Consider the following 19440-nt stretch of genomic DNA (forward strand, 5'->3'; position numbering starts at 1 on the left):
CTCAGCACCCTCAGCCCGCTCAGCACCCTCGGCGCCCTCAGCACCCTCGGCGCACTCAGCGCCCTCAGCGCCCTCAGCGCACGAACACTCCGGCCCGGGCGGCGGCAACGGCGGCCTCCGCGGCGCGGTCCGCCGCCGCCTCGTCCAGCGGGGCGCCGCTGGCGAGCAGCCGGTAGTAGAGGGGCGCCGACACCGCCGCGACGACCTCGCCGGGGTCCGTGCCCGCGGGCAGTTCGCCGCGTTCGACCGCCGCCTCGACGCAGCCCGACCACTCCCCGATCCGCACCGCGTAGAAGCGGTGCAGGGCCTCGGCGGTCCGCAGGTCGCACGTGGCGGCCGCGATCACGGCCGCGAAGACGGCCCCCTGCCGGGCGTCGGTGAGGGTGCTCACCACCAGGCGGGCGTTGGCCCGCAGATCCTCGGCGACCGATCCGGTGTCGGCGCGCGGCACCGACTGCTCGGCCATGTCCGAGAGCAGATCGGCCACCAGCCCGGCGGGGTGGGACCAGCGCCGGTAGACGGTCGTCTTGCCGACCTCGGCGCGCCGGGCGACGTCGGTCAGGTCGAGCCCGTCGAAGCCGTGCTCGGCCAGCGCGTCCCCGGCCGCGCGCAGCACAGCCTCCCGCACCCGGGCGGTCCGGCCGCCGGGGCGCACCGTGCCGGGCTCCGACCCGTCCGAGCCGTCGCCGCCGAGGCCGCCGGAACCACTCCCGGGGCCGTCGGAATCAGATACTGACGTCATAACGGGTCTCCAGTTCCATTAAAGCCACTCCCCCTGTTACGGTGAGCCCACCCTAACGGAACCGTAGAACCGTTTAGGGCTCCCCTGTCAGGAAGGCGTACTCGCCATGCCCTCATCCAGCACCACTCCCGGTGCCGCACCGGCAACCACATCCGCATCCGCACCGGCCGGAGGGGCGAAGACCGCCCCGCGCACCGCCGGCCCCCGGATGACCGGCCGCCAGAAGCTCGTGCTGACGCTGCTGCTCGGCTCCCAATTCATGATCGCGGTGGACTTCTCGATCCTGAACGTGGCCCTGCCCGTGGTCGGGGAAGGGCTCGGCTTCTCCCTGGCCCACCTCCAGTGGATCGCCACGTCCTTCGCGCTCGCCGCGGCGGGGTTCACGCTCCTCTTCGGCCGCGTCGCCGATCTGGTCGGCCGCAAGAACCTGTTCGTCGGCGGCATGGCCGTCCTCGGCCTCTCCTCCGCCCTCGGCGGCCTCGCCACCTCGCCCGAGGTACTCCTCACCGCCCGCGTGCTGCAAGGACTGGCCACCGCCGCCGTCACCCCCGCCGGGCTCGCGCTGCTGACCACCGCGTTCCGCGAGGGGCCGCTGCGGGAACGCGCGCTCGGGCTCAACGGGGCCCTGATGTCGGCCGGGTTCACCGCCGGGGCGATCCTCGGCGGCCTCCTGACGGACCTGCTCTCCTGGCGCTGGGCCTTCTTCGTCAACGTACCGGTCGCGGCCCTGGTGGTGGCGCTGGCCCCGTCCGCGATCACCGACTCCCGGCCGGAGAAGCGCCCCCGGCTGGACGTCCCGGGCGCGGTCACCGTCACCGGCGGGCTCCTGCTCCTCGTCCTCGGGCTCAGCCAGGCCGTCGAGACCGGCTGGACCGCGCCCGTCACCCTGGCCGCCCTCGCCGCCGGCGCCGCGCTGCTCGCCGCGTTCGTCTCCATCGAGCGGCGGGCCGCCGCCCCGCTCGTCCCGGTGCACATCCTGAAGCGGCGGAGCGTCGTCTGGGGCAACACCGCCGGGCTGATCGCCTTCGCCACCGAGACCTCGCTGGTGTTCCTGCTCACCCTGTACCTCCAGGAAGTCCTCGGCTACTCCGCGCTGGCCACCGGTCTCGCCTTCGGCGTCCTCGGCGTCGGCACGGTCGTCGGCGGGGTGCTCGGCGGACGGGCGGTGGGCCGGTTCGGCAACCGGCGGGCCATCGTGCTCGGCGGAACCGTCCAGGCCGGGGCGACCCTCATGCTGGTGGCGCTCGGCACGTCCGGCGCGTGGATCTGGCTGCTGCTGGCCGCCACCTTCGTCGGCGGCGTGGGCAACATGCTGATGATCGTCGGCTTCATGGTGACGGCCACCTCGGGACTGCCGGACGCGGAGCAGGGGCGGGCCACCGGGCTGGCGACGATGACCCAGCAGGTCGGCATCGCCCTCGGCATCCCGGTGATGAGCGCGGTCGTCACCGCCCGGACGGGGGCCGCGACCGGCCCGGACGCCGTGCTGTCCGGCGTCTCCACCGCCGTCCTCGTCAACGCGGCCCTGGTGCTGCTCGGCGCACTGCTCGCCGGGCGTTTCCTGACCGGGGCGAGGCACACGAAGGGTGCGGCCCACGAAGGGCACTGAGGGCGCACCCGGGAGTACGGCTGAGGCGGCGCCGGAGATGGAGCGGGCCCGGCACGGAGCAGGGGGCGGTGCCGGGCAGGGGGCGGGACGGTTCCGAGGGCGGCACAGGTCCGGCGGCGGAACGGTTCCGGGAGCGGCACAGGTCCGGCAGCGGGACAATACGCCCATGGCAGCCGCCCCCGCCCCCCCCCCCGAGCCCCGCGACCCCGGCGCCCGTACCGATCCCGCCGGCGCCCCCGGCGCCCGTGCCGATCCCGCCGCCGACGCCGACCGGGACCCCGGCCCCGGCCCCGGCCCCGCGCCGCTGACCGTTCCGAGCCTGTCCGCCGGAGCCGGTTTCGTCCTGCGCCCCTGGGAGATGAGCGACCTCCCCCTGGTCCGGGAAGCCTCCCTCGACCCGTACATCCCGCTCATCACCACGGTCCCGGCCACCTACTCGGAAGCGGCCGCCGAGGCGTTCGTCCGGCGTCAGTGGGAGCGCGCGGCCACCGGTGCGGGGTACCCGTTCGCCATCGTCCGCTCCCGGGACCGGCGGCCGGTCGGCGCGATCGGGCTCTGGCTCCGCGAGCTGCCCGCGGGCCGGGCCTCGCTCGGCTACTGGCTGGTGCCGTCCGCGCGCGGCCAGGGCATCGCGAGCGCCGCGCTGCGTACGGTGACCGGGTGGGCCCTGCACGACCTCGGCATCCCCCGCCTCCAGCTCTGTGTGGAGCCGTGGAACAACGCGTCCGCCCGGATCGCCGAGAAGAGCGGCTTCCGCCGTGAGGGGCTGCTGCGCGGCTGGCAGCAGGTGGGCGACCAGCGGCGCGACATGGTCGTCTACGGGTTGCTGAACACCGACGGGTCGGTAGATGGCCGGGCGGCGACCGCGAACTGAACAGCGAGGCGTTACGATCGCGGGCACCGCTGCCGACCAGCCATCGACGACCGGCGGCCGAGCCCCAGGAGTACCGAACTTGTCCGCACCACGCATCGGCGTATCCATCGTGACCATGGGAGACCGCCCGCAGGCGGTCGAGGCGCTGCTGGCGTCGGTCGCCATGCAGGACGTCCGGCCCACCCGGCTCGTGATCATCGGCAACGGCACGGCCCTCCCGGACTACACCTCCGTCCCGGGCCTGGACGATCTCGACGGCGGGGTGACCACCATCGAGCTGCCGGAGAACCTCGGCTGCCCCGGTGGCCGGAACGAGGGGCTGCGCAGGCTCGCCGAGATCGGCGACGTGGACGTGGTGGTCGAGCTGGACGACGACGGGCTGCTGGTCGACAAGGACGTCCTGCGCCGGGTCCGGGACCACTTCGCGGCCGACGACCGGCTCGGCATCGTCGGCTTCCGGATCGCCGACGAGCACGGCGAGACCCAGCGCAGGCACGTGCCCCGGCTGCGGGCGGGCGACCCGATGCGCGGCGGCCCGGTCACGGCGTTCCTCGGCGGCGGCCACGCGTTCTCCATGAAGATGCTGGCGCAGACCGGCCTGTGGCCCGCCGAGTTCTTCTTCACCCACGAGGAGACCGACCTCGCCTGGCGCGCGCTCGACGCGGGCTGGAAGGTGGAGTACGACCCCGAGCTGCTGCTCCAGCACCCGAAGACGTCCCCGGCCCGGCACGCGGTCTACTACCGGATGACGGCCCGCAACCGCGTCTGGCTGGCCCGCCGCAACCTGCCCCTCCCCCTGGTCCCGGCCTACCTCTCCACCTGGACGCTCCTCACCCTCGCCCGTACCCGCGACCCGAAGGGCCTGCGCGCCTGGGCCGGCGGCTTCGCGGAGGGGGTCCGCACCCCGTGCGGCACGCGGCGCCCGATGCGCTGGTCGACGGTGTGGCGGATGACGCGCCTGGGACGCCCGCCGGTCATCTGACGCAGTCGCCGGGGGCAGCGACTCACGGGCTCCGGCGGCTCACGAGGGCAGCGGCTCACGGGACTCAGCGGCTCACGGAACCCAGCGGTAGAGCACGTCCGGCTCGTTCTCCTCGTTGCGGGCCCCGTCGTCGTACGCGATGGCGGTGAATCCGTGCCGCTCGTAGAAGGCCCGGGCCGCGGCGTTGCGCTGGAACACGTACAGGCTGAGCCCGCCCCCGGCCGCGCCGCGCACCTCGGCCAGCAGCCGGCTACCGATCCCCCGCCGCAGCGAGTCCGGCCGCAGATAGAGCTGGTCGAGCTCGTCGCCCCCGGCCAGCACGGCGAACCCGAGCACCTCGCCGCCCTCGCCCTCCTGCTCGGCCACCCACACCCCGGTACTGGTGGGCAGCACGACATGGGTGATCCAGGCGAGGGTGTCCGCGTCGCTGTGGACCCGGGGCAGATACGGCATGGCGGCGGCGCGGGACTCCAGGAAGACCCGGGCAACGGCTTCGGCGTCGGCGGGCCCGGCCGGGCGCAGCCGTACGCCTGCGGGTGCGGTCGCGGGCGGTCGGCCGCTCTCATGATCCGTCATACGGGTGATCAGAACACGCGGCGGATCCGCCGGGGAAGGGCCCCGGATCAGCGGCCCGGCCACAGCGCCCACCGGTCACAATGGGGGCTTCCATGCCCGCCGCGAGGGAAGGCCCGTGTCCATGACCGAGGAGCTGCCGCACCGGCACGCCACGCTCGACGAGGTGGCCGCGCTGGCCGGTGTGTCGCGGTCGGTGGCCTCCCGGGTGATCAACCACGCTCCCCATGTCAGCCGGGCCAAGCGCGAAGCCGTGGAGAAGGCGGTCAGGAAGCTCGGCTACGTCCCCGACCCGAAGGCGCGTGCCCTGGCCACGCGTCAGGCGGGTGCGGCCGCGCTGGTCATCTCGCGGGACGACACGGAGGTTCTGACGGACCCGTTCTTCGCCCAGGTCATCGCGGGGGTGGCCGGCGCTCTGGAGGAAGCCGACCTGAACATGATGCTGTGCGTGGCCGCCACCGCCCGCGGCCGGCGGCGGGTCGAGCAGCTCGTGCGCTCGCGCGCCGTCGACGGGGTGATGCTGACGGCGTCGCACGAGGACGACCCGCTGGCCCGGCTCGCCGAGGAGAGCCCGCTGCCGGTCGTCTTCGGCGGGCGCCCGGTGGATGTCGAACCGCGCTGGTACGTGGACATCGACAACGTCGGCGGCGCGCGGGACGCCACCGACCACCTGCTCGCACGCGGGCGGACCCGCGTGGTCACGATCTGCGGGCCGCTGGACACCGAGGTGGCCAGATCCCGGCACCGCGGCTACCGGGAGGCCATGACGCTCGCCGGACTGACGCCTCGTCCGCCCGCGGAGGGGGACTTCTCCGAGGCGGCCGGCGCCGCCGCCATGTCCCGCTTGCTGGAGGCGCATCCGGATCTGGACGGGGTGTTCGCGGCCAACGACAACATGGCGGCGGGCGCGTTGCGCGCGCTGCGCGAAGCCGGCCGGTCCGTGCCCGGGGACGTGGCCGTGGTGGGGTTCGACGACCTCGCCGTCGCGCAGGTCACCGACCCCGCGCTCACCACGGTCCACCAGCCCATCCGGGATCTCGGGCACGAGATGGCCCGGATGCTCGTGGGGCTCATCGCGGGCCGTGAATCCAGCCCGCTGATCCTCCCCACCCGCCTGGTGCGGCGTTCCAGCACGTGACGGGCGGGCGCATCCGCCGGGAGCGGCACCCCTGGGGCCCCGCGCGGACGTACGGACGTCGGCGGGCGGCGCCAGACTCACCGGCACCGCCCACGCCCGCCGGTCGGCACCCACGAACGCCCGGGGCGGAAGACCGGTAGCGCTTCCAGAACAGAGCGTCGTACCGATCCCTTGTCGGCTCAACAGACCGCTGCTACGTTCTGGAAGCGCTCCCAGTTCTGCCCCCGCACGCCGCACCACAGGCGCCCCTCCCCCGCACAGCTGTGCCACCGGCGGGCGCCCCGCCTGTCCCCCCACCCGGGTTTCACGGCACCAGGAGGCCGAGAGATGCCATCCCGTACGAGATCACGTCGGTTCCGCACACCCCACTGGCTGCTCGCACCGCTCGCCGCCCTCGCGTTGCTCCTCTCCCCGATGACCGGCCCCGCGTACGCGGTCGGCGGCAGCTTCACCGACAACTTCGACTTCCATGACACCGGCCGCTGGAGCAAGTCCGACGGCTGGTCCAACGGGGACATGTTCAACGTGGGCTGGCGCGCCGACCACACCTGGTTCAACGGCGGCGTCATGGGCCAGAACCTCGACGTCGCGACCTGCCCCTCCGGCTGCTCGGGCAAGCCCTACGCCTCCGGCGAGTACCGCACCAACGACCTGTACTCGTACGGCCGCTTCGAAGCACGGCTCCAGGCGGTCAAGCGCGAAGGCGTGGTGACCGGGTTCTTCACCTACACCGGCCCGAGCGACGGCCAGCCCTGGGACGAGATCGACGTCGAGATCCTCGGCAAGAACACCACCCAGATGCAGACCAACTACTTCACCGACGGCGTCGGCGGCCACGAGACCGTCATCGACCTCGGATTCGACGCCTCCGCCGGATACCACGACTACGCGATCGAGTGGTGGAACCAGGGCACCATCAACTGGTTCGTGGACGGCAGGCTGGTCCACCAGGAGAACGGCTCCCGCGGCCCGCTGCCCACCCGGCCGATGCGCATCATGACCAACCTGTGGCCGGGGATCGGCGTCGACGGCTGGCTCGGCCGCTTCACCTATCCCGGCACTCCGCTGACCGCCCGCTACGACTGGATCAAGTACACGAAGTACTGATCCGACGAGGGAAGAGGCGACGCCGCAGGAGCTCAACGAGAGGGCCCCTGAACCGCTGCATCGCGGGTCGGGGGCCTGAGCGGCAGACGAGCCGGCCTGTACGCCGGGTTCTGTCTCCCGGTCGCCTCGCGGCGGCCGGGGAGACGGCCATCCATCTAGGACCGGCATTGCTGCCGGCCTCCTGCGGTCTACCCGTGAACTCGGGCGAGCAGCCCTCGAACGTCCACGCAGAGCCGTCCCATCGCTGGGGCGGCCCCTTTTGACCTTGCTCCGAGTGGGGTTTACCTAGCCGCCTGAGTCACCTCAGGCGCTGGTGGTCTCTTACACCACCGTTTCACCCTTACCCGCGACCGAAGTCCCGGGCGGTCTGTTCTCTGTGGCACTGTCCCGCGGGTCACCCCGGGTGGCCGTTAGCCACCACCCTGCTCTGTGGAGCCCGGACGTTCCTCGGGAGGATCCGGAGATCCCCACGCGGCCGTCCGGCCGACTCGTCTGCCGTGATCGCCATCCTACCGGGCTGTACCGGCCGGCCGCCCCGCCCGTGCGGTTCAGCCGAAGTCGCCGGTCTCCAGCTCGAAGGCGAAGGGCTCGGGCAGCGGGAGCGGTTTCCCGTACGGGATCGTGAGGTGCTGGCGGTAGTCGTCGCCCTCCGGGTCGCTGAACAGCGTCACCGAGCTGTCGTCCCGGTCGATGAGCAGATAGAGCGGGATGCCGCCGCGGGCGTAGCAGCGGCGCTTGGCCTCGCGGTCGGCCTGCGGCTTGGTGGAGGTGACCTCGACGACCAGGGCGACGCCCTCGCAGGGCATCCAGGGATCGGCGCCGCGGAAGAGACGGAGCTCAAGAGGGGCGAAGGTACCGTCCGGGATGGCGTGGTTCTTGGGGCAGCCGCCCCCGCTGCGGAGTTTCAGGCCCTTGTTTCCGGAAAACTGCATGCGGGTACGGGCTCGCCTGGCCACTTGGTCGACGATCAGCCCGATGTAGTCCTCGTGGTCCCCGTCCGGCGGCGGCGTCACGACAATCTCCCCCTCGATCAGCTCGGCCCGGAAGCCTTCCGGCGTGTCCAGGGCCAGGAAGCCCTCCAGAAGGACTTCTGCCTGCGTGAGCGGCTCGTGGGCCATGGCAGTCATCTCACGCTCCTTCCTCGGTCGCTCGCCAGACTGGGGCATCGGGGGACCAGCCGTCCGTGAGAGGGGAGTTCTTCCCCCGATCGTGGCACAGGACCGCTCGGCGTGGACGAAGGAGCGAGGGAGAACGCGCCGCTTGACCTTGTCGCGACGTCAACGTTTCTACTGGCCGCATGCGTATCGGAGAGATCGCCGCGCTCGTGGGAGTCACCTCGCGGACCGTTCGGCACTACCACCACATCGGGCTGCTGCCCGAGCCGGCCCGGCAGGCGAACGGCTACCGGTCGTACACCGTCCGGGACGCCGTGCTGCTGGCCCGGATCCGGCGGCTGACGGAGATCGGGCTCTCCCTGGACGAGGTGCGGGACGTGCTCGCCGACGACGCGGGGCGGGAGCTGGCCGAGGTGCTCGGGGAGCTGGACGCGGATCTGGCGCGGCAGGAACGGGAGATCCACGGGCGGCGGCAGGTGCTGGCCGCGCTGCTGGCGGCGCCGCCCTCCTCGGACGGGCCACTCTCGCCCGCCCTCGCGGCCCTCCTGGAGCACGCGCCCGCCACCGGTTCACCGGCCGCCGCGAAGGACCGCGAGCATCTGGCGCTGCTGGACGCGGCGGGCGACGAGGCCGGGGCCGCGGTGTTCGCCGCGTTGCGGCCGCTGGCGGAGGACCCGGCCGTGCTCGGGCTGTACGAGCGGCTGGACGAGTTGGAAGGGGCCCGGGTGGACGACCCGCGCATCGCACCGCTGGCGGCCGAGCTGGTCGCCGCCGTGCCGGACGAGGTGCTGGCCGTGTTTCCGGCGGGGGAACCGTCCGCCACCGGGTTCGGGCGGGTGCTGCTCGACGACTACCCGCCCGCGCAGCGCGAGGTGGTGCGCCGGGTGATGGAGGGGCTGGCCGGGCGGGTGCGGGGACGGGAGGGGGCATGAGCACGGGGGGAACGGCGGGGCTGCGGGCGGCCCGGATCGCGGTGTGGGCGGCGCTGCCCGGCGAACTGTTCCTGGCGGTCTGCCTCGTGGCCGGGGTACGGATTCCGGGCGCCGTCCTGCTCGGGGCCGAGGCGTTGGTCCTGGGTGTGCTCGCGCTGGAGGCGTACGTCATGTGGCCGCTGTACGCCGCCCGGCGGCGGGCCGGTGACGGGCGGCGGGCGGCCGGGGCGGCGGCGGTGCGCGCCGTGGTGCCGGTGGCCGTGCGGCGGCTGGTGGTGCACGAGGTGCGGGCGCTGCACAGTCTCGGGCTGTGGCTCCTGCGCCGCCGCCACCGGGTCCCGGAGGGCGCCCGGCCGTTCCCGTACACCGGACCGCAGGCGTGGATCATGTGGGCGTTCCTGCTCGTCTCCGTCGTGGAGAGGGTGGTGCTGGCCCTCGTGATCCCCTGGCCGCTGGTCCACGCGGTCGTGCTGGTGGTCGACGTGTACGGGATCCTCATCATCCTCGCTCTGCACGCGGCCTGTGAGACGCGGCCGCACGTGGTGGCGGCGGACGGGGCGCTGCGACTGCGGTACGGGGCGCTGTTCGACCTCCGGGTGCCGGCCGCCGTGATCGTCTCCGCCCGGGTGGAGCGGCGTTTCACGGACGGGGGGCTCGTCCGGGTGGACGAGGAGGGGACGCTGGATCTGGCGGTGGGGAGCCAGACGACGGTGAGCGTCGAGCTGACGGAGCCGGTGGAGTTCGTTCGGCCGCTGGGCCGGCGCGGGAGCGCCCGGACCCTCCGCTTCCACGCGGACGATCCCCGGGCGATGGTCGCCGCCCTGGGCCGGGAGCGGTCGACGGAGGCGGATGCGGATGCGGATGCGGCCGGGACGGCACAGGCGGGCGGAAAGGCTGCGGCGGGCGGAAAGGCTGCGGCGGGCGGGAAGGCAGCGGCGGGCGGAAAGGCTAAGGCAGGCGGTACGGCAGCGGCCGGTGGGCGGTGAGCGGTCGGCTCCGGCCGCGTAGCAGCAGGCCGTACCCTTGCCGGGGACCCGGAGAGCCCGTACGCCGACCCGGTCCGCGCTCGTCGTACGTACGAAGGAGAACCGCCGTGCTCGTGCTCTTGCCGCCCTCCGAGGGAAAGGCCGCGTCGGGGCGCGGGGCGTCCCTGAAGCCGGAGTCGCTGTCGCTGCAAGGGCTCGCCCCGGCGCGGGCGGCGGTGCTGGACGAGCTGGTCGAGCTGTGCCAGGCGGACGAGGAGAAGGCCCGTACGGTGCTGGGCCTGAGCGTGGGTCTTGCGGGCGAGGTCGGCAAGAACGCCGAGCTGCGTACCGCCGGGACCCGGCCGGCCGGGGAGCTGTACACCGGTGTGCTGTACGACGCCCTCGACCTGGCCTCGCTGGAGGCGGGCGCGCGGCGGCGGGCGGCCGCGTCGCTGCTGGTCTTCTCGGGGCTGTGGGGCGCGGTCCGGATCGGCGACCGGATTCCGCCGTACCGCTGCTCGATGGGCGTGAAGCTGCCGGGCCTCGGCGCGCTCGGCGCGTACTGGCGGACCCCGATGGAGACCGTGCTGCCCGAGGCCGCCGGGAGCGGGCTCGTCCTGGATCTGCGGTCCTCCGCGTATGCGGCGGCGTGGAAGCCGAAGGGCGAGGTGGCGTCGCGGACGGCGAGCGTACGCGTGCTGCACGCGCAGATCGTGGACGGTGTGGAGAAGCGGTCTGTGGTCAGCCACTTCAACAAGGCGACCAAGGGCCGGCTGGTACGCGATCTGCTGGTGGCGGGCGCACGGCCCGAGGACCCGGCGCGGCTGGTGGAGACGTTGCGGGACCTCGGATACGTCGTGGAGGCCGAGGCCCCCGCGCGGGCCGGGCGGCCGTGGTCGCTGGACGTGGTGGTGACGGAGATCCACTGACCCGACGCCGGCACCGAAGGTCCGGGCGTTGCACCATGCGCAACGCTCGTTGCAGGGAGTGGCTCACGCGCGGCAGGATGACCCCATGACCTCCTCCGCCGTACCCCCTGCCGCCCCCTCCGCCGCGTCCGCCCCGTCCGGCGGCTCCGTCCTGGACCTCGCACCCGTCGTCCCCGTCGTCGTCCTGCACGACGTCGCCGACGCCGTGCCGCTGGCGCGGGCGCTGGTGGCGGGCGGGCTGCCCGCGATCGAGGTGACGCTGCGGACTCCCGCCGCGCTGGCGTCGATCCGGGCGATGGCCGCCGAGGTGCCGGACGCGGTGGTCGGCGCGGGCACGGTGATCTCGCCGGAGCACGTACGGGACACCGTGGACGCCGGAGCGCGGTTCCTGGTCAGCCCGGGGTGGACGGACGCGCTGCTGGAGGCGATGAAGGCGTCCGGCGTCCCGTTCCTGCCGGGCGTCTCGACCACCTCCGAAGTGGTGGCCCTGCTGGAGCGCGGCGTACACGAGATGAAGTTCTTCCCGGCCGAGGCGGCGGGCGGCACGGCTTATCTGAAGGCCCTGTCCGCCCCGCTCCCCCAGGCCCGGTTCTGCCCGACCGGCGGCATCTCGCTCGCCTCCGCGCCCTCGTACCTCGCCCTGCCCAACGTCGGCTGCGTGGGCGGCAGTTGGATGGTCCCGGGCGACGCGGTGGCGGCGAAGGACTGGGACCGGGTGGCCCGCCTGGCGGCGGAGGCGTCAGCACTCGCGGGCTGATCCCCCGGCGGCGGCACGGGGTGATCCCCGCCGTCGGCACACACGGCCCCGCCGCCGCCCCGGGGCGCCCCCTCGTCGGCGGCACCCCGGCCCCCCGCTAACGCAGGTGCGAGGTGTCGTTGAGCAGGCGTACGGAGGCGTTGCCGTCGCCGTAGTACGCGACGGTGGAGATCGAGGCCGCCGACAGCTCCATCCGGAACAGCGCCTCGGGCGGAGCGCCCAGGGCGAGCCGGACGAGCGTCTTGATCGGGGTCACGTGGGTGACGAGGAGGACCGTGCGGCCCGCGTACCGGGCGACGATCCGGTCCCGGGCGGCGGCGACCCGCCCGGCCACCTCCGCGAAGCTCTCGCCGCCGCCGGTCGGAGCGGCGTCCGGGGAAGCCAGCCAGGCGGTGAGGTCGTCGCCGTGGCGCTCCCGCACCTCCCCGAAGGTCAGGCCCTCCCACGCGCCGAAGTCCGTCTCGCGCAGGCCCTCGTCCACGTGGACGTCCAGGCCGAGCCGGGCGGCGACGGCGGCGGCGGTCTCGCGGCAGCGGCGCAGCGGGGAGCTGACGATCTCCTGGACGGTGCCCAGGGCGGCGAAGTGCGCGGCGGCCCGTTCGGCCTGGTCACGGCCGGTGGCCGACAGTTCGGGGTCGGTGCCGCCGCTGCCGGAGAACCGCTTCTGCGGCGTGAGGGCGGTCTCGCCGTGCCGGAGCAGGACGAGCGTGGCGGGGGCCCCGAGGTCGGGGGACGAGCCCCAGCCGGTCTGCGGGGTGGCGGTCGGCTCCGGGGCCGATGCGACCGGGGTGGCTGACGGCTCCGGGGCCGGTGCGACCCGAGCTGTGGACGGCTCCGGGGCCGATGCGACCGGGGCTTCGGACGGCTCAGCGCCCGGTGCGGCGGACGGCTCAGCGGCCGGTGCGGCCGCCCCGGTGACCGGCGCTGCCTCAACCGGCGGCTCCGGCTCCTGCGCGCCCGGCATCGGGAAGAGCCCTTCGGGGGCCGCCGCGCCACGGGCCGCCGCCAGTGCGGCACGGGCCCTGGCGGCGCCCGCCGCCTGGTCGCCGGGCGGCCCCTGGACGGGCGGCGGCGCACTCGCGGTGCGGGCGCTCGGGGTGTCCAGGGCGGCGGTCGAGGCGGACGCCTCCCACGTGCGGCCGTCGCGGCCCGCGTCCATCGCCTCGTTGGCGAGCCGGTCCGCGTGCTTGTTCTGCGCGCGCGGGATCCACTCGTACGTCACGGAGGACGGCGGCAGGATCGCGGCGGCCCGGGCCGCCAGCGGCTTCATGTCGGGGTGCTTGATCTTCCAGCGCCCCGACATCTGCTCGACCACGAGCTTGGAGTCCATCCGGACGTGGACCCGCAGCGCGTCCCCGGCGTCCGGGAACAGCGCCTTCGCGGCGGTCAGGCCGGCGATCAGGCCCCGGTACTCGGCCACGTTGTTCGTCGCGACGCCGATGTACTCGGCGGCCTCGGCGAGCGGTTCGCCGGTGGCCGGGTCGATGACGACCGCGCCGTAGCCGGCGGGCCCCGGGTTGCCCCGGGAGCCGCCGTCGGCCTCGACCACCACCTGGCGGGCGACGCTCATTACAGGCCCGACTCCGAGGTGCGCACCAGGATGCGGTGGCAGTTCTCGCACCGCAGGACCGTCTCGGGGGAGGCGGCCTTCACGTCGTTGACCTCGGCCATGTTCAGCTCCAGGCGGCAGCCCTCGCAGCGGCGCTGGTAGAGCCGGGCGGCGCCGACCCCGCCCTGCTGGGTACGGAGCTTGTCGTACAGCTTCATCAGGTCGGCGGGGACGACCTCGGCGACGACCTGGCGGTCCTTGGCCACCGTGGCGGCCTCGGCGTCCAGTTCGGCGGTGGCGGCGTCGCGGCGGGCGGTGGCGTCGTCGACCTTGGCCTGGACGGCGGAGACCCGCTCGGTCAGTTCGGTGACGCGCTCCTGGGCGGCCTCGCGGCGCTCCATGATCTCCAGGACGACGTCTTCGAGGTCGCCCTGGCGCTTGGCGAGCGAGGCGATCTCGCGCTGGAGGCTCTCCAGGTCCTTGGGCGAGGAGACCGCACCGGAGTCCAGGCGCTGCTGGTCGCGGACGGCGCGCTGGCGCACCTGGTCGACGTCCTGCTCGGCCTTGGTCTGCTCGCGGGTGGTGTCGCTCTCCTCGGTGGTGGAGGCGACCAGCAGGTCCCGCAGCTGGGCGAGGTCGCTGCTGAGCTGCTCGATCTCGGCGTGCTCCGGCAGCGAGGACCGCTTGTGGGAGAGCTGGGCGAGACGGGTGTCGAGGGCCTGGACGTCGAGAAGTCGGATCTGGTCGGCGGGCGCGGCGTTCAGTTGGGGGCTCCAGAGGAATGGTGGGTGGTCCAGGGGTCGGTGACCTGCTTCGAGACGTGGACTCGCAGGCCCCATCCGTGGCGGTCGGAAAGCGCGTCGAGCTGGGCGGCCGCCTGTTCGCACCAGGGCCACTCGGTGGCCCAGTGCGCGGCGTCGACGAGGCCGAGCGGCGAGTGCTGCACGGCTTCGGACGCCGGGTGGTGGCGCAGGTCGGCGGTGAGGAAGGCGTCGACTCCGGCGGCGCGGACGGCGTCGAAGAGGCTGTCGCCGGAGCCGCCGCTGACGGCGACCGTGCGGACGAGGGCCTCGGGGTCGCCGGCCAGCCGGATGCCCTGCGCGGTGGCGGGGAGCCGGGCGGCGGCCCGGGCGGCGAAGGCGGCCAGGGTCTCGGGGTGGTCCAGTTCGCAGACCCGGCCGAGTCCGCGCCGCCCGTGGGGGTCGGTGGCGTCCGGTACGAGGGGGCCGGTGACGCGCAGGTCCAGGGCGGCGGCGAGGGCGTCGGAGACGCCGGGGTCGGCGGTGTCGGCGTTGGTGTGCGCGACGTGGAGCGCGATGTCGTGCTTGATGAGCGTGTGGACGACCCGGCCCTTGAAGGTGTCGGCGGCGACCGTCGTCGTCCCCCGCAGGTAGAGCGGGTGGTGGGTGACGATCAGCTGGGCGCCGAGCTCGCGGGCCTCGTCGGCGATCTCGGCTACGGGATCGACGGCGAACAGCACCCGGTCGATCTCCGCTTCCGGGTCGCCGCAGACCGTCCCTACCGCGTCCCACCCCTCGGCCCGCTCGGGCGGCCAGAGGGCGTCGAGGGCGGCGATGACTTCAGACAGACGGGGCACGGGGGAAAGGCTACCTGTCCGGGGTGGTGCGCCGCCCCTGGCCGCCGGACCCGGGGGCCGGTAACGGCGGCCGGGAACGAATCGTTACTTCCGGCCCCGGACGGCGGTCGCCACCGCACCGGGGCCGCACGGCCGCCGCCGTCGGCAGGCCGTACGACGGCGGTCACCGCACCGGGTCCGTCCGGCCGCCGTCGCGTGGACGGGCGGTACCACGGCGGTCACCGCGCCAGGTCCGTACGGCGAACGCCACGTCGGCAGGCCGCACGGCGAACGCCACGCGCACCGGTCCGTACGGCGACAGCCGCGCGCACCGGGCCGTACGGCGGCAGCGGTCGCCGCTCCGGGGCTGTCCGGCCGACGTCACTTCGCCAGGTCGGCGCGGAGGTCGTCGAGGACCAGACCGGCGGCGGTGACGCCGAGGCCCAGGTACCAGGTCTCGTCGGAGACGTCCTTGGCCCGGCCCTCCTGCACGGCCTTCAGGTTCTTCCACAGCGGGTTGGAGCGGGCGGTGTCGCGCTGGGTGGCCTTCGGGTCGCCGTAGACGCCGGTGAAGATCCAGTCGGCGTCCGCCTCGTCGATCCGCTCGGGGCTGATCTCGGCGGCGAGGTCGTCGATCTGCTGGTTCTTCGGCCGGGGCAGGCCGACGTCCTCCAGGATCGTGCCGATGAACGACGCCTTGGCGTAGAGCCGGAGGCGGTCGGGCATGTAGCGGACCATCGAGACGGTCGGCTTGTCGGGGCCGATGTCCTCGGCGAGCTTCCGGGCCTCGGCGCGGTACGCGGCGAGCGCGGACTCCGCCTGCTCCGTGCGGTCCAGGGCCTGGGCGTTGAGGAGGTAGTTCTCCTTCCAGGTGAAGCCGGGGCGGATGGAGAACACGGTGGGGGCGATCTTGGACAGCTCGTCGTACTTGTCCGCCGCCCGGAGCTGACTGCCGAGGATCAGGTCCGGCTGGAGGCCCGCGATGGCCTCCAGGTTGAGGCTGTTGATCGTGCCGACGCTCTTGGGCTCGCCCGCGTCCTTCTCCAGGTAGGAGGGGATCGCCGCGTCGCCCTCGCTCGGCGCGTAGCCGACCGGCTCGATGCCGAGCGAGACGACGTTGTCGAACTCGCCGACGTCGAGCACCACGACCCGCTTGGGCGCGGCCTTGATCTCGGTCTTCCCCATGGCGTGGGTGACCGTACGGGGGAACTCCCCGGCCTTCGCGTCCGTGCCGTACTCCGCCGTCTTCTTCGCCGCGTCCGCGAAGTCCTTGCCGCCCGTGGCGACGGCGGCCTTCTTCCCGCCGCCCGCCTCGGACTTCGCCGCGTCGCCGTCCGCGCCGCCACCGCTCCCGCAGGCCGACAGGGAGAGGGCCGCCGCCACGGCCAGGGCGACGGCGGCGGTGCCGCGGGATCGGAGGGACATCACTTGCTCCAGGTGGATCGTGTTCGCGCGTGAAGGAGGACACGGCGAGGGTTAGGGCAGCCTCACCATAGTCACGCCACTCCGTATCAGCACACTCACCCCCGCCAGTACAGGGGATTCACGACATAGCCACCCTTATGTGTGAAGACAGGTTTCTCACGTTGTCCGGCTGGACGTGCGAAAACTACCTTTCGTAGCCGGAGGTGACCAGTCCATGACTGCCTGTGCCATCGAGGGCGGATCCGCGGGGGCCGCCGCGACGGCGGAACCCGAGCCGGAGCGCGGAACGGAACCCGATCCGGAGCCCGGACCAGGGCCGGAGACCCGGCCCCTCGCCGAGCCCGGCCCCCGGCCCGGAGCGGAGTCCGTCGCGACGGACCGCCCGGAGCCCCGGACCGGCCCGGAACCCCGCCCGGGACCCGGGCCGGGCCTCTCGGCCCCGGTCCGCACGGGGCCCGGACCGGTCCCGGCGACCGCCCCGGAGGAGGACCCCGCACCCCGGAGCCGCATCGCCGCCCCACCGCCCCCCGCCGGCATCACGCTCACCGCGGACGGGGCCTACGCCGCCCGGCTCACCGCTGCCCCCGGCCCGCCGGGCGAGCGGTCCTGGTACCCGGAGCGGTGGACGCTGGACGGGCCCGAGCCGTACGCGGTGCCCCTCCCCCTCGACCAGCCCGAGGAGCCGGACTCCGAGGTGGCCCCGCTCGCCGACGGGCGGGTGCTGATCCGGCGGCGGGTGGCGGACCGGCAGATGTTCTCGCTGCTCTACCCGACCGGCCCGGGCACCGGCGAACTCCTGCTGGGCACGGTCGAGCACCCGGAGATGACCCTGCTGCCGCCGTCGCCGGACGGCCGGTGCGTGTACGCGCTGGCGGCCGGGGAGCGCGGGTCGTCGCTCTGGCTGGTGGCGGGCGGCCCCCGCGGGCCCGAGGAGGTCGCACGGGTGGCCGGGCACTGCTCCGGCGGCACGTGGCTGGACCGGGAGGGCCGGATGCTGGCGCTGGACCGGCGGGAGCCGGGCGGCGGCCCGGTGAAGGCGGTCGCGGTGGACCTGGGGCGGTGGGGCGAGGTGACGCCGCTGCTCCAGATCGCGCCGGAGAGCGACGACCGGCTGCTGCTCGCGGACGCCGACAGCGGGCTGCTGCTGATCCGCTCCGACGCCCCGGGCCACGACCGGCTCGGCTGGGGGGTGCTGGGGAGCTGCCTGCCGGTCAGGTTCCCGGAGTGCCTGCGCCTTCCGGAGGCGGTGGCGACGCCGTTCGCGGTGCAGCCCGGCCAGATGCTGATGCCGGAGAGCTGTGCGGTGGCGCTGCGCATCGACGGGGCGCGGGGCAGCTGGGTGGGGGTGTGGCGTCCGACGGGCCGGCGGCTGCACCAGTTCGCGGCCCCGCTGGGCTGGCTGTCGGGGGCCGGCTGCTGGAGCCGGGAGGGGGTGCTGCGCCTTCCGTACGCGAACGCGGCGACGTCCTGCGGCGTGGCGATGCTGGAGGCTCCCGAGGACGTGGAACCCTCCTGCGTGACCGGTCGTACGGAGGACGGGGACGACGGAACGGAACCGTCCGCCGCCCTCGCCGCTCCTGTCGTGTGTAAGCCCGTTCCGTTGGGGCAGGCGCCTCTGCACGGAGCCGTCCGACCTGATTGAATTCGGGGCCTGGGCCACGCGACCGTACCGGTCGGGCACCGACGGTGACCGGTACCGGATGGCGGTGGCGGGGCTTGCGACCGATGTACGTGCGAGACAAGTAAGCGATCACGACGGGGTGACTTCCCAGATGTCCGAAGCCCGAAGCGACATGACCCAGCAGCACCCGACGGGGGCCGGCCAGGGGGCCGCGAGCGGTGGTTCCGGAAAGCACCGAGGGGGTGCGTCGGCGGAGACCGCGCCGGTGGAGCCGCACGGCCGCCACCGCCGGCCCGCCGAGGACGAGGTCCGGGCGGCCTGAGCCGCCCGGCAGACGCAGCACCACACGGCTCAACGGGGCCCGGACCGACGGCGACAGCCGGTCCGGGCCTTTTCCGTGCGCCCACTCCCCCATCCTCTGTCTCCCGCTCCGCCCTGCGGTTTCCAAGCCGGTCCGCGCCCTGTCCGCGTAGCTCGTCCCGCACGCCCCTCCCGCGCGTGCTCGGCCGCTACCGCCGCTTCAGGCCGAGGACTTCGGCGGCGGCGAAGGTCTCGTTCGGCGGCTTCCCCGCGTAGTACGGGGTGAGCAGCTCGTCCAGTTCCGCGAAGGTGAAGGTCTCCTTCGCCGCGTCGAACTGCGCGGCCACGCGCGGCCGTTCCACCACGGCGACCATGCCGCCGTGGACGACGAGCAGTTGGCCGTTGACCCCCGCCGCCGCCGGTGACGCGAGGTAGCCGACGAGCGGGGCGACGTGCTCGGGCGCCAGCGGGTCGAGCGTGCCGTCGGCCGGTTCCTGGAAGCCGGCGAAGACGTCCTCGGTCATCCGGGTACGGGCGCGCGGGCAGATGGCGTTGGCGGTCACGCCGTACCGGGCGAGGGCGAGCGCGGTGGAGGTGGTGAGGCCGACGATTCCGCCCTTGGCCGCCGCGTAGTTGGGCTGTCCGGCCGAGCCCGCGAGGAACGCCTCGGAGGAGGTGTTGACGATCCGCCCGTGGACCGGGCCGCCGGTCTCCTTGGAACGGGCGCGCCAGTGGGCGGCGGCGAAGTGGGTGGTGTTGAAGTGGCCCTTGAGGTGGACGCGGACGACCGCGTCCCATTCCTCCTCCGTCATCGAGAAGACCATCCGGTCGCGCAGGATGCCCGCGTTGTTGACCAGGATGTCGAGCGTGCCGTGCGCCTCGATCGCCAACGCGACCAGCTCACGGGCCTGTTCGTGGTCGGATACGTCACCGAGGTGGGCGACGGCCCGGCCTCCGGACGCGCGGATCTCGGCGGCGACCTCCTCGGCGGGGGCGGCGGACGCCTCGCCGGAGCCGTCCCGGCCGGGCTGACCGTAGTCGTTGACGACGACGGCCGCGCCCAGGCGGGCCAGTTCGAGCGCTTCGGCGCGGCCGAGGCCGCGGCCCGCGCCGGTGACGATCGCGGACAGGCCGTCCAGCGGGAGGGGAAGTGACATCACGGTCCTCGGCTTCCTCGGCGTTCCTGACTGACGTGTCGGCTTCTCGGCTTCCGGGCTTATGACCTACTGAGCTTCCGGACTACCGG

Annotated in this window: 19 protein-coding genes and 1 other RNA gene; 11 read left to right on the forward strand and 9 right to left on the reverse strand. The window is 74.0% G+C overall.

Annotated elements, in window-relative coordinates; genetic code table 11:
- Positions 1-73: 73 nt before the first annotated feature.
- Positions 74-742 carry a TetR/AcrR family transcriptional regulator gene (locus IF19_RS0110460; protein ID WP_234310373.1) on the reverse strand — a complete coding sequence of 223 codons (669 nt, stop codon included), beginning with the start codon at positions 740-742 and terminating at the stop codon, positions 74-76.
- A 208-nt stretch (positions 743-950) separates the two neighbouring features.
- On the opposite strand from IF19_RS0110460, the gene IF19_RS0110465 reads away from it, so the two are divergent.
- The 3 genes from IF19_RS0110465 (at position 951) to IF19_RS0110475 (ending at position 4207) form a co-directional block, all read left to right on the forward strand.
- Positions 951-2351, forward strand: coding sequence for an MFS transporter (locus tag IF19_RS0110465; RefSeq protein ID WP_172674275.1), 1401 nt, complete (start codon positions 951-953; stop codon positions 2349-2351).
- A gap of 166 nt (positions 2352-2517) precedes the next feature.
- On the forward strand, positions 2518-3225 hold the full coding sequence (locus tag IF19_RS0110470; protein WP_078625091.1) for a GNAT family N-acetyltransferase: 708 nt from the start codon (positions 2518-2520) through the stop codon (positions 3223-3225).
- Positions 3226-3304: 79 nt separating this feature from the next.
- Positions 3305-4207 carry a glycosyltransferase family 2 protein gene (locus tag IF19_RS0110475; RefSeq protein WP_030117918.1) on the forward strand — a complete coding sequence of 301 codons (903 nt, stop codon included), beginning with the start codon at positions 3305-3307 and terminating at the stop codon, positions 4205-4207.
- 72 nt (positions 4208-4279) lie between these two features.
- On the opposite strand, the gene IF19_RS0110480 is transcribed toward IF19_RS0110475, so the two are convergent.
- Positions 4280-4783: a GNAT family N-acetyltransferase gene (locus tag IF19_RS0110480; RefSeq protein ID WP_030121940.1), complete on the reverse strand. Its 504-nt coding sequence runs from the start codon at positions 4781-4783 to the stop codon at positions 4280-4282.
- Positions 4784-4904: 121 nt separating this feature from the next.
- On the opposite strand from IF19_RS0110480, the gene IF19_RS0110485 reads away from it, so the two are divergent.
- Both IF19_RS0110485 and bglS read left to right on the forward strand, forming a co-directional pair.
- Positions 4905-5918, forward strand: a complete 1014-nt coding sequence (locus tag IF19_RS0110485; RefSeq protein ID WP_030117916.1) for a LacI family DNA-binding transcriptional regulator — start codon at positions 4905-4907, stop codon at positions 5916-5918.
- A gap of 327 nt (positions 5919-6245) precedes the next feature.
- Positions 6246-7025, forward strand: a complete 780-nt coding sequence (bglS, locus tag IF19_RS0110490; protein WP_030117915.1) for a beta-glucanase — start codon at positions 6246-6248, stop codon at positions 7023-7025.
- 83 nt (positions 7026-7108) lie between these two features.
- Here the strand turns inward: bglS and rnpB are convergent.
- Both rnpB and IF19_RS0110495 read right to left on the reverse strand, forming a co-directional pair.
- Positions 7109-7516: RNase P RNA component class A (rnpB, locus tag IF19_RS1000000135380), an RNA gene on the reverse strand.
- Between the two features lie 57 nt (positions 7517-7573).
- Positions 7574-8143: a Uma2 family endonuclease gene (locus tag IF19_RS0110495; protein WP_030117914.1), complete on the reverse strand. Its 570-nt coding sequence runs from the start codon at positions 8141-8143 to the stop codon at positions 7574-7576.
- A 179-nt stretch (positions 8144-8322) separates the two neighbouring features.
- Here IF19_RS0110495 and IF19_RS0110500 point away from each other — a divergent pair, with 179 nt between their 5' ends.
- The 4 genes from IF19_RS0110500 (at position 8323) to eda (ending at position 11723) form a co-directional block, all read left to right on the forward strand.
- A complete protein-coding gene (locus IF19_RS0110500) occupies positions 8323-9072 on the forward strand; it encodes a MerR family transcriptional regulator (protein ID WP_030276437.1) in 750 nt (249 codons plus the stop codon).
- Entirely contained in the window at positions 9069-10058 is a 990-nt protein-coding gene (locus IF19_RS0110505; RefSeq protein WP_234313204.1) for a hypothetical protein, read from the forward strand. The genes IF19_RS0110500 and IF19_RS0110505 overlap by 4 nt, the downstream gene beginning before the upstream one ends.
- 107 nt (positions 10059-10165) lie before the next feature.
- Positions 10166-10966, forward strand: a complete 801-nt coding sequence (gene yaaA / locus IF19_RS0110510; protein ID WP_030117910.1) for a peroxide stress protein YaaA — start codon at positions 10166-10168, stop codon at positions 10964-10966.
- Positions 10967-11051: 85 nt separating this feature from the next.
- Positions 11052-11723, forward strand: coding sequence for a bifunctional 4-hydroxy-2-oxoglutarate aldolase/2-dehydro-3-deoxy-phosphogluconate aldolase (gene eda, locus IF19_RS0110515; protein WP_030117909.1), 672 nt, complete (start codon positions 11052-11054; stop codon positions 11721-11723).
- A gap of 97 nt (positions 11724-11820) precedes the next feature.
- Here the strand turns inward: eda and IF19_RS0110520 are convergent, their stop codons facing one another.
- From IF19_RS0110520 to IF19_RS0110540, 4 genes are all read right to left on the reverse strand, one after another.
- Positions 11821-13293, reverse strand: a complete 1473-nt coding sequence (locus IF19_RS0110520; protein WP_030121937.1) for a bifunctional RNase H/acid phosphatase — start codon at positions 13291-13293, stop codon at positions 11821-11823.
- Complete coding sequence (locus tag IF19_RS0110525) at positions 13293-14036, reverse strand: zinc ribbon domain-containing protein (protein WP_179887776.1); 744 nt, start codon at positions 14034-14036, stop codon at positions 13293-13295. Before IF19_RS0110525 ends, IF19_RS0110520 begins: the two co-directional genes overlap by 1 nt.
- On the reverse strand, positions 14033-14869 hold the full coding sequence (locus IF19_RS0110530; RefSeq protein WP_030276441.1) for a Nif3-like dinuclear metal center hexameric protein: 837 nt from the start codon (positions 14867-14869) through the stop codon (positions 14033-14035). Before IF19_RS0110530 ends, IF19_RS0110525 begins: the two co-directional genes overlap by 4 nt.
- 360 nt (positions 14870-15229) lie before the next feature.
- Positions 15230-16273, reverse strand: a complete 1044-nt coding sequence (locus tag IF19_RS0110540; RefSeq protein ID WP_030117904.1) for an ABC transporter substrate-binding protein — start codon at positions 16271-16273, stop codon at positions 15230-15232.
- 214 nt (positions 16274-16487) lie between these two features.
- On the opposite strand from IF19_RS0110540, the gene IF19_RS0110545 reads away from it, so the two are divergent.
- Positions 16488-17915, forward strand: a complete 1428-nt coding sequence (locus IF19_RS0110545; RefSeq protein WP_030121934.1) for a hypothetical protein — start codon at positions 16488-16490, stop codon at positions 17913-17915.
- A gap of 130 nt (positions 17916-18045) precedes the next feature.
- On the forward strand, positions 18046-18216 hold the full coding sequence (locus IF19_RS1000000137615; RefSeq protein ID WP_167345052.1) for a hypothetical protein: 171 nt from the start codon (positions 18046-18048) through the stop codon (positions 18214-18216).
- Between the two features lie 187 nt (positions 18217-18403).
- On the opposite strand, the gene IF19_RS0110555 is transcribed toward IF19_RS1000000137615, so the two are convergent.
- The gene (locus IF19_RS0110555) at positions 18404-19351 is read right to left on the reverse strand and encodes a 3-oxoacyl-ACP reductase (RefSeq protein ID WP_030117901.1); all 948 of its coding nucleotides are present in this window, start codon (positions 19349-19351) and stop codon (positions 18404-18406) included.
- Between the last annotated feature and the right edge of the window lie 89 nt (positions 19352-19440).

The organism is Streptomyces californicus (assembly GCF_000717645.1).
GTDB classification, from domain to species: domain Bacteria; phylum Actinomycetota; class Actinomycetes; order Streptomycetales; family Streptomycetaceae; genus Streptomyces; species Streptomyces californicus.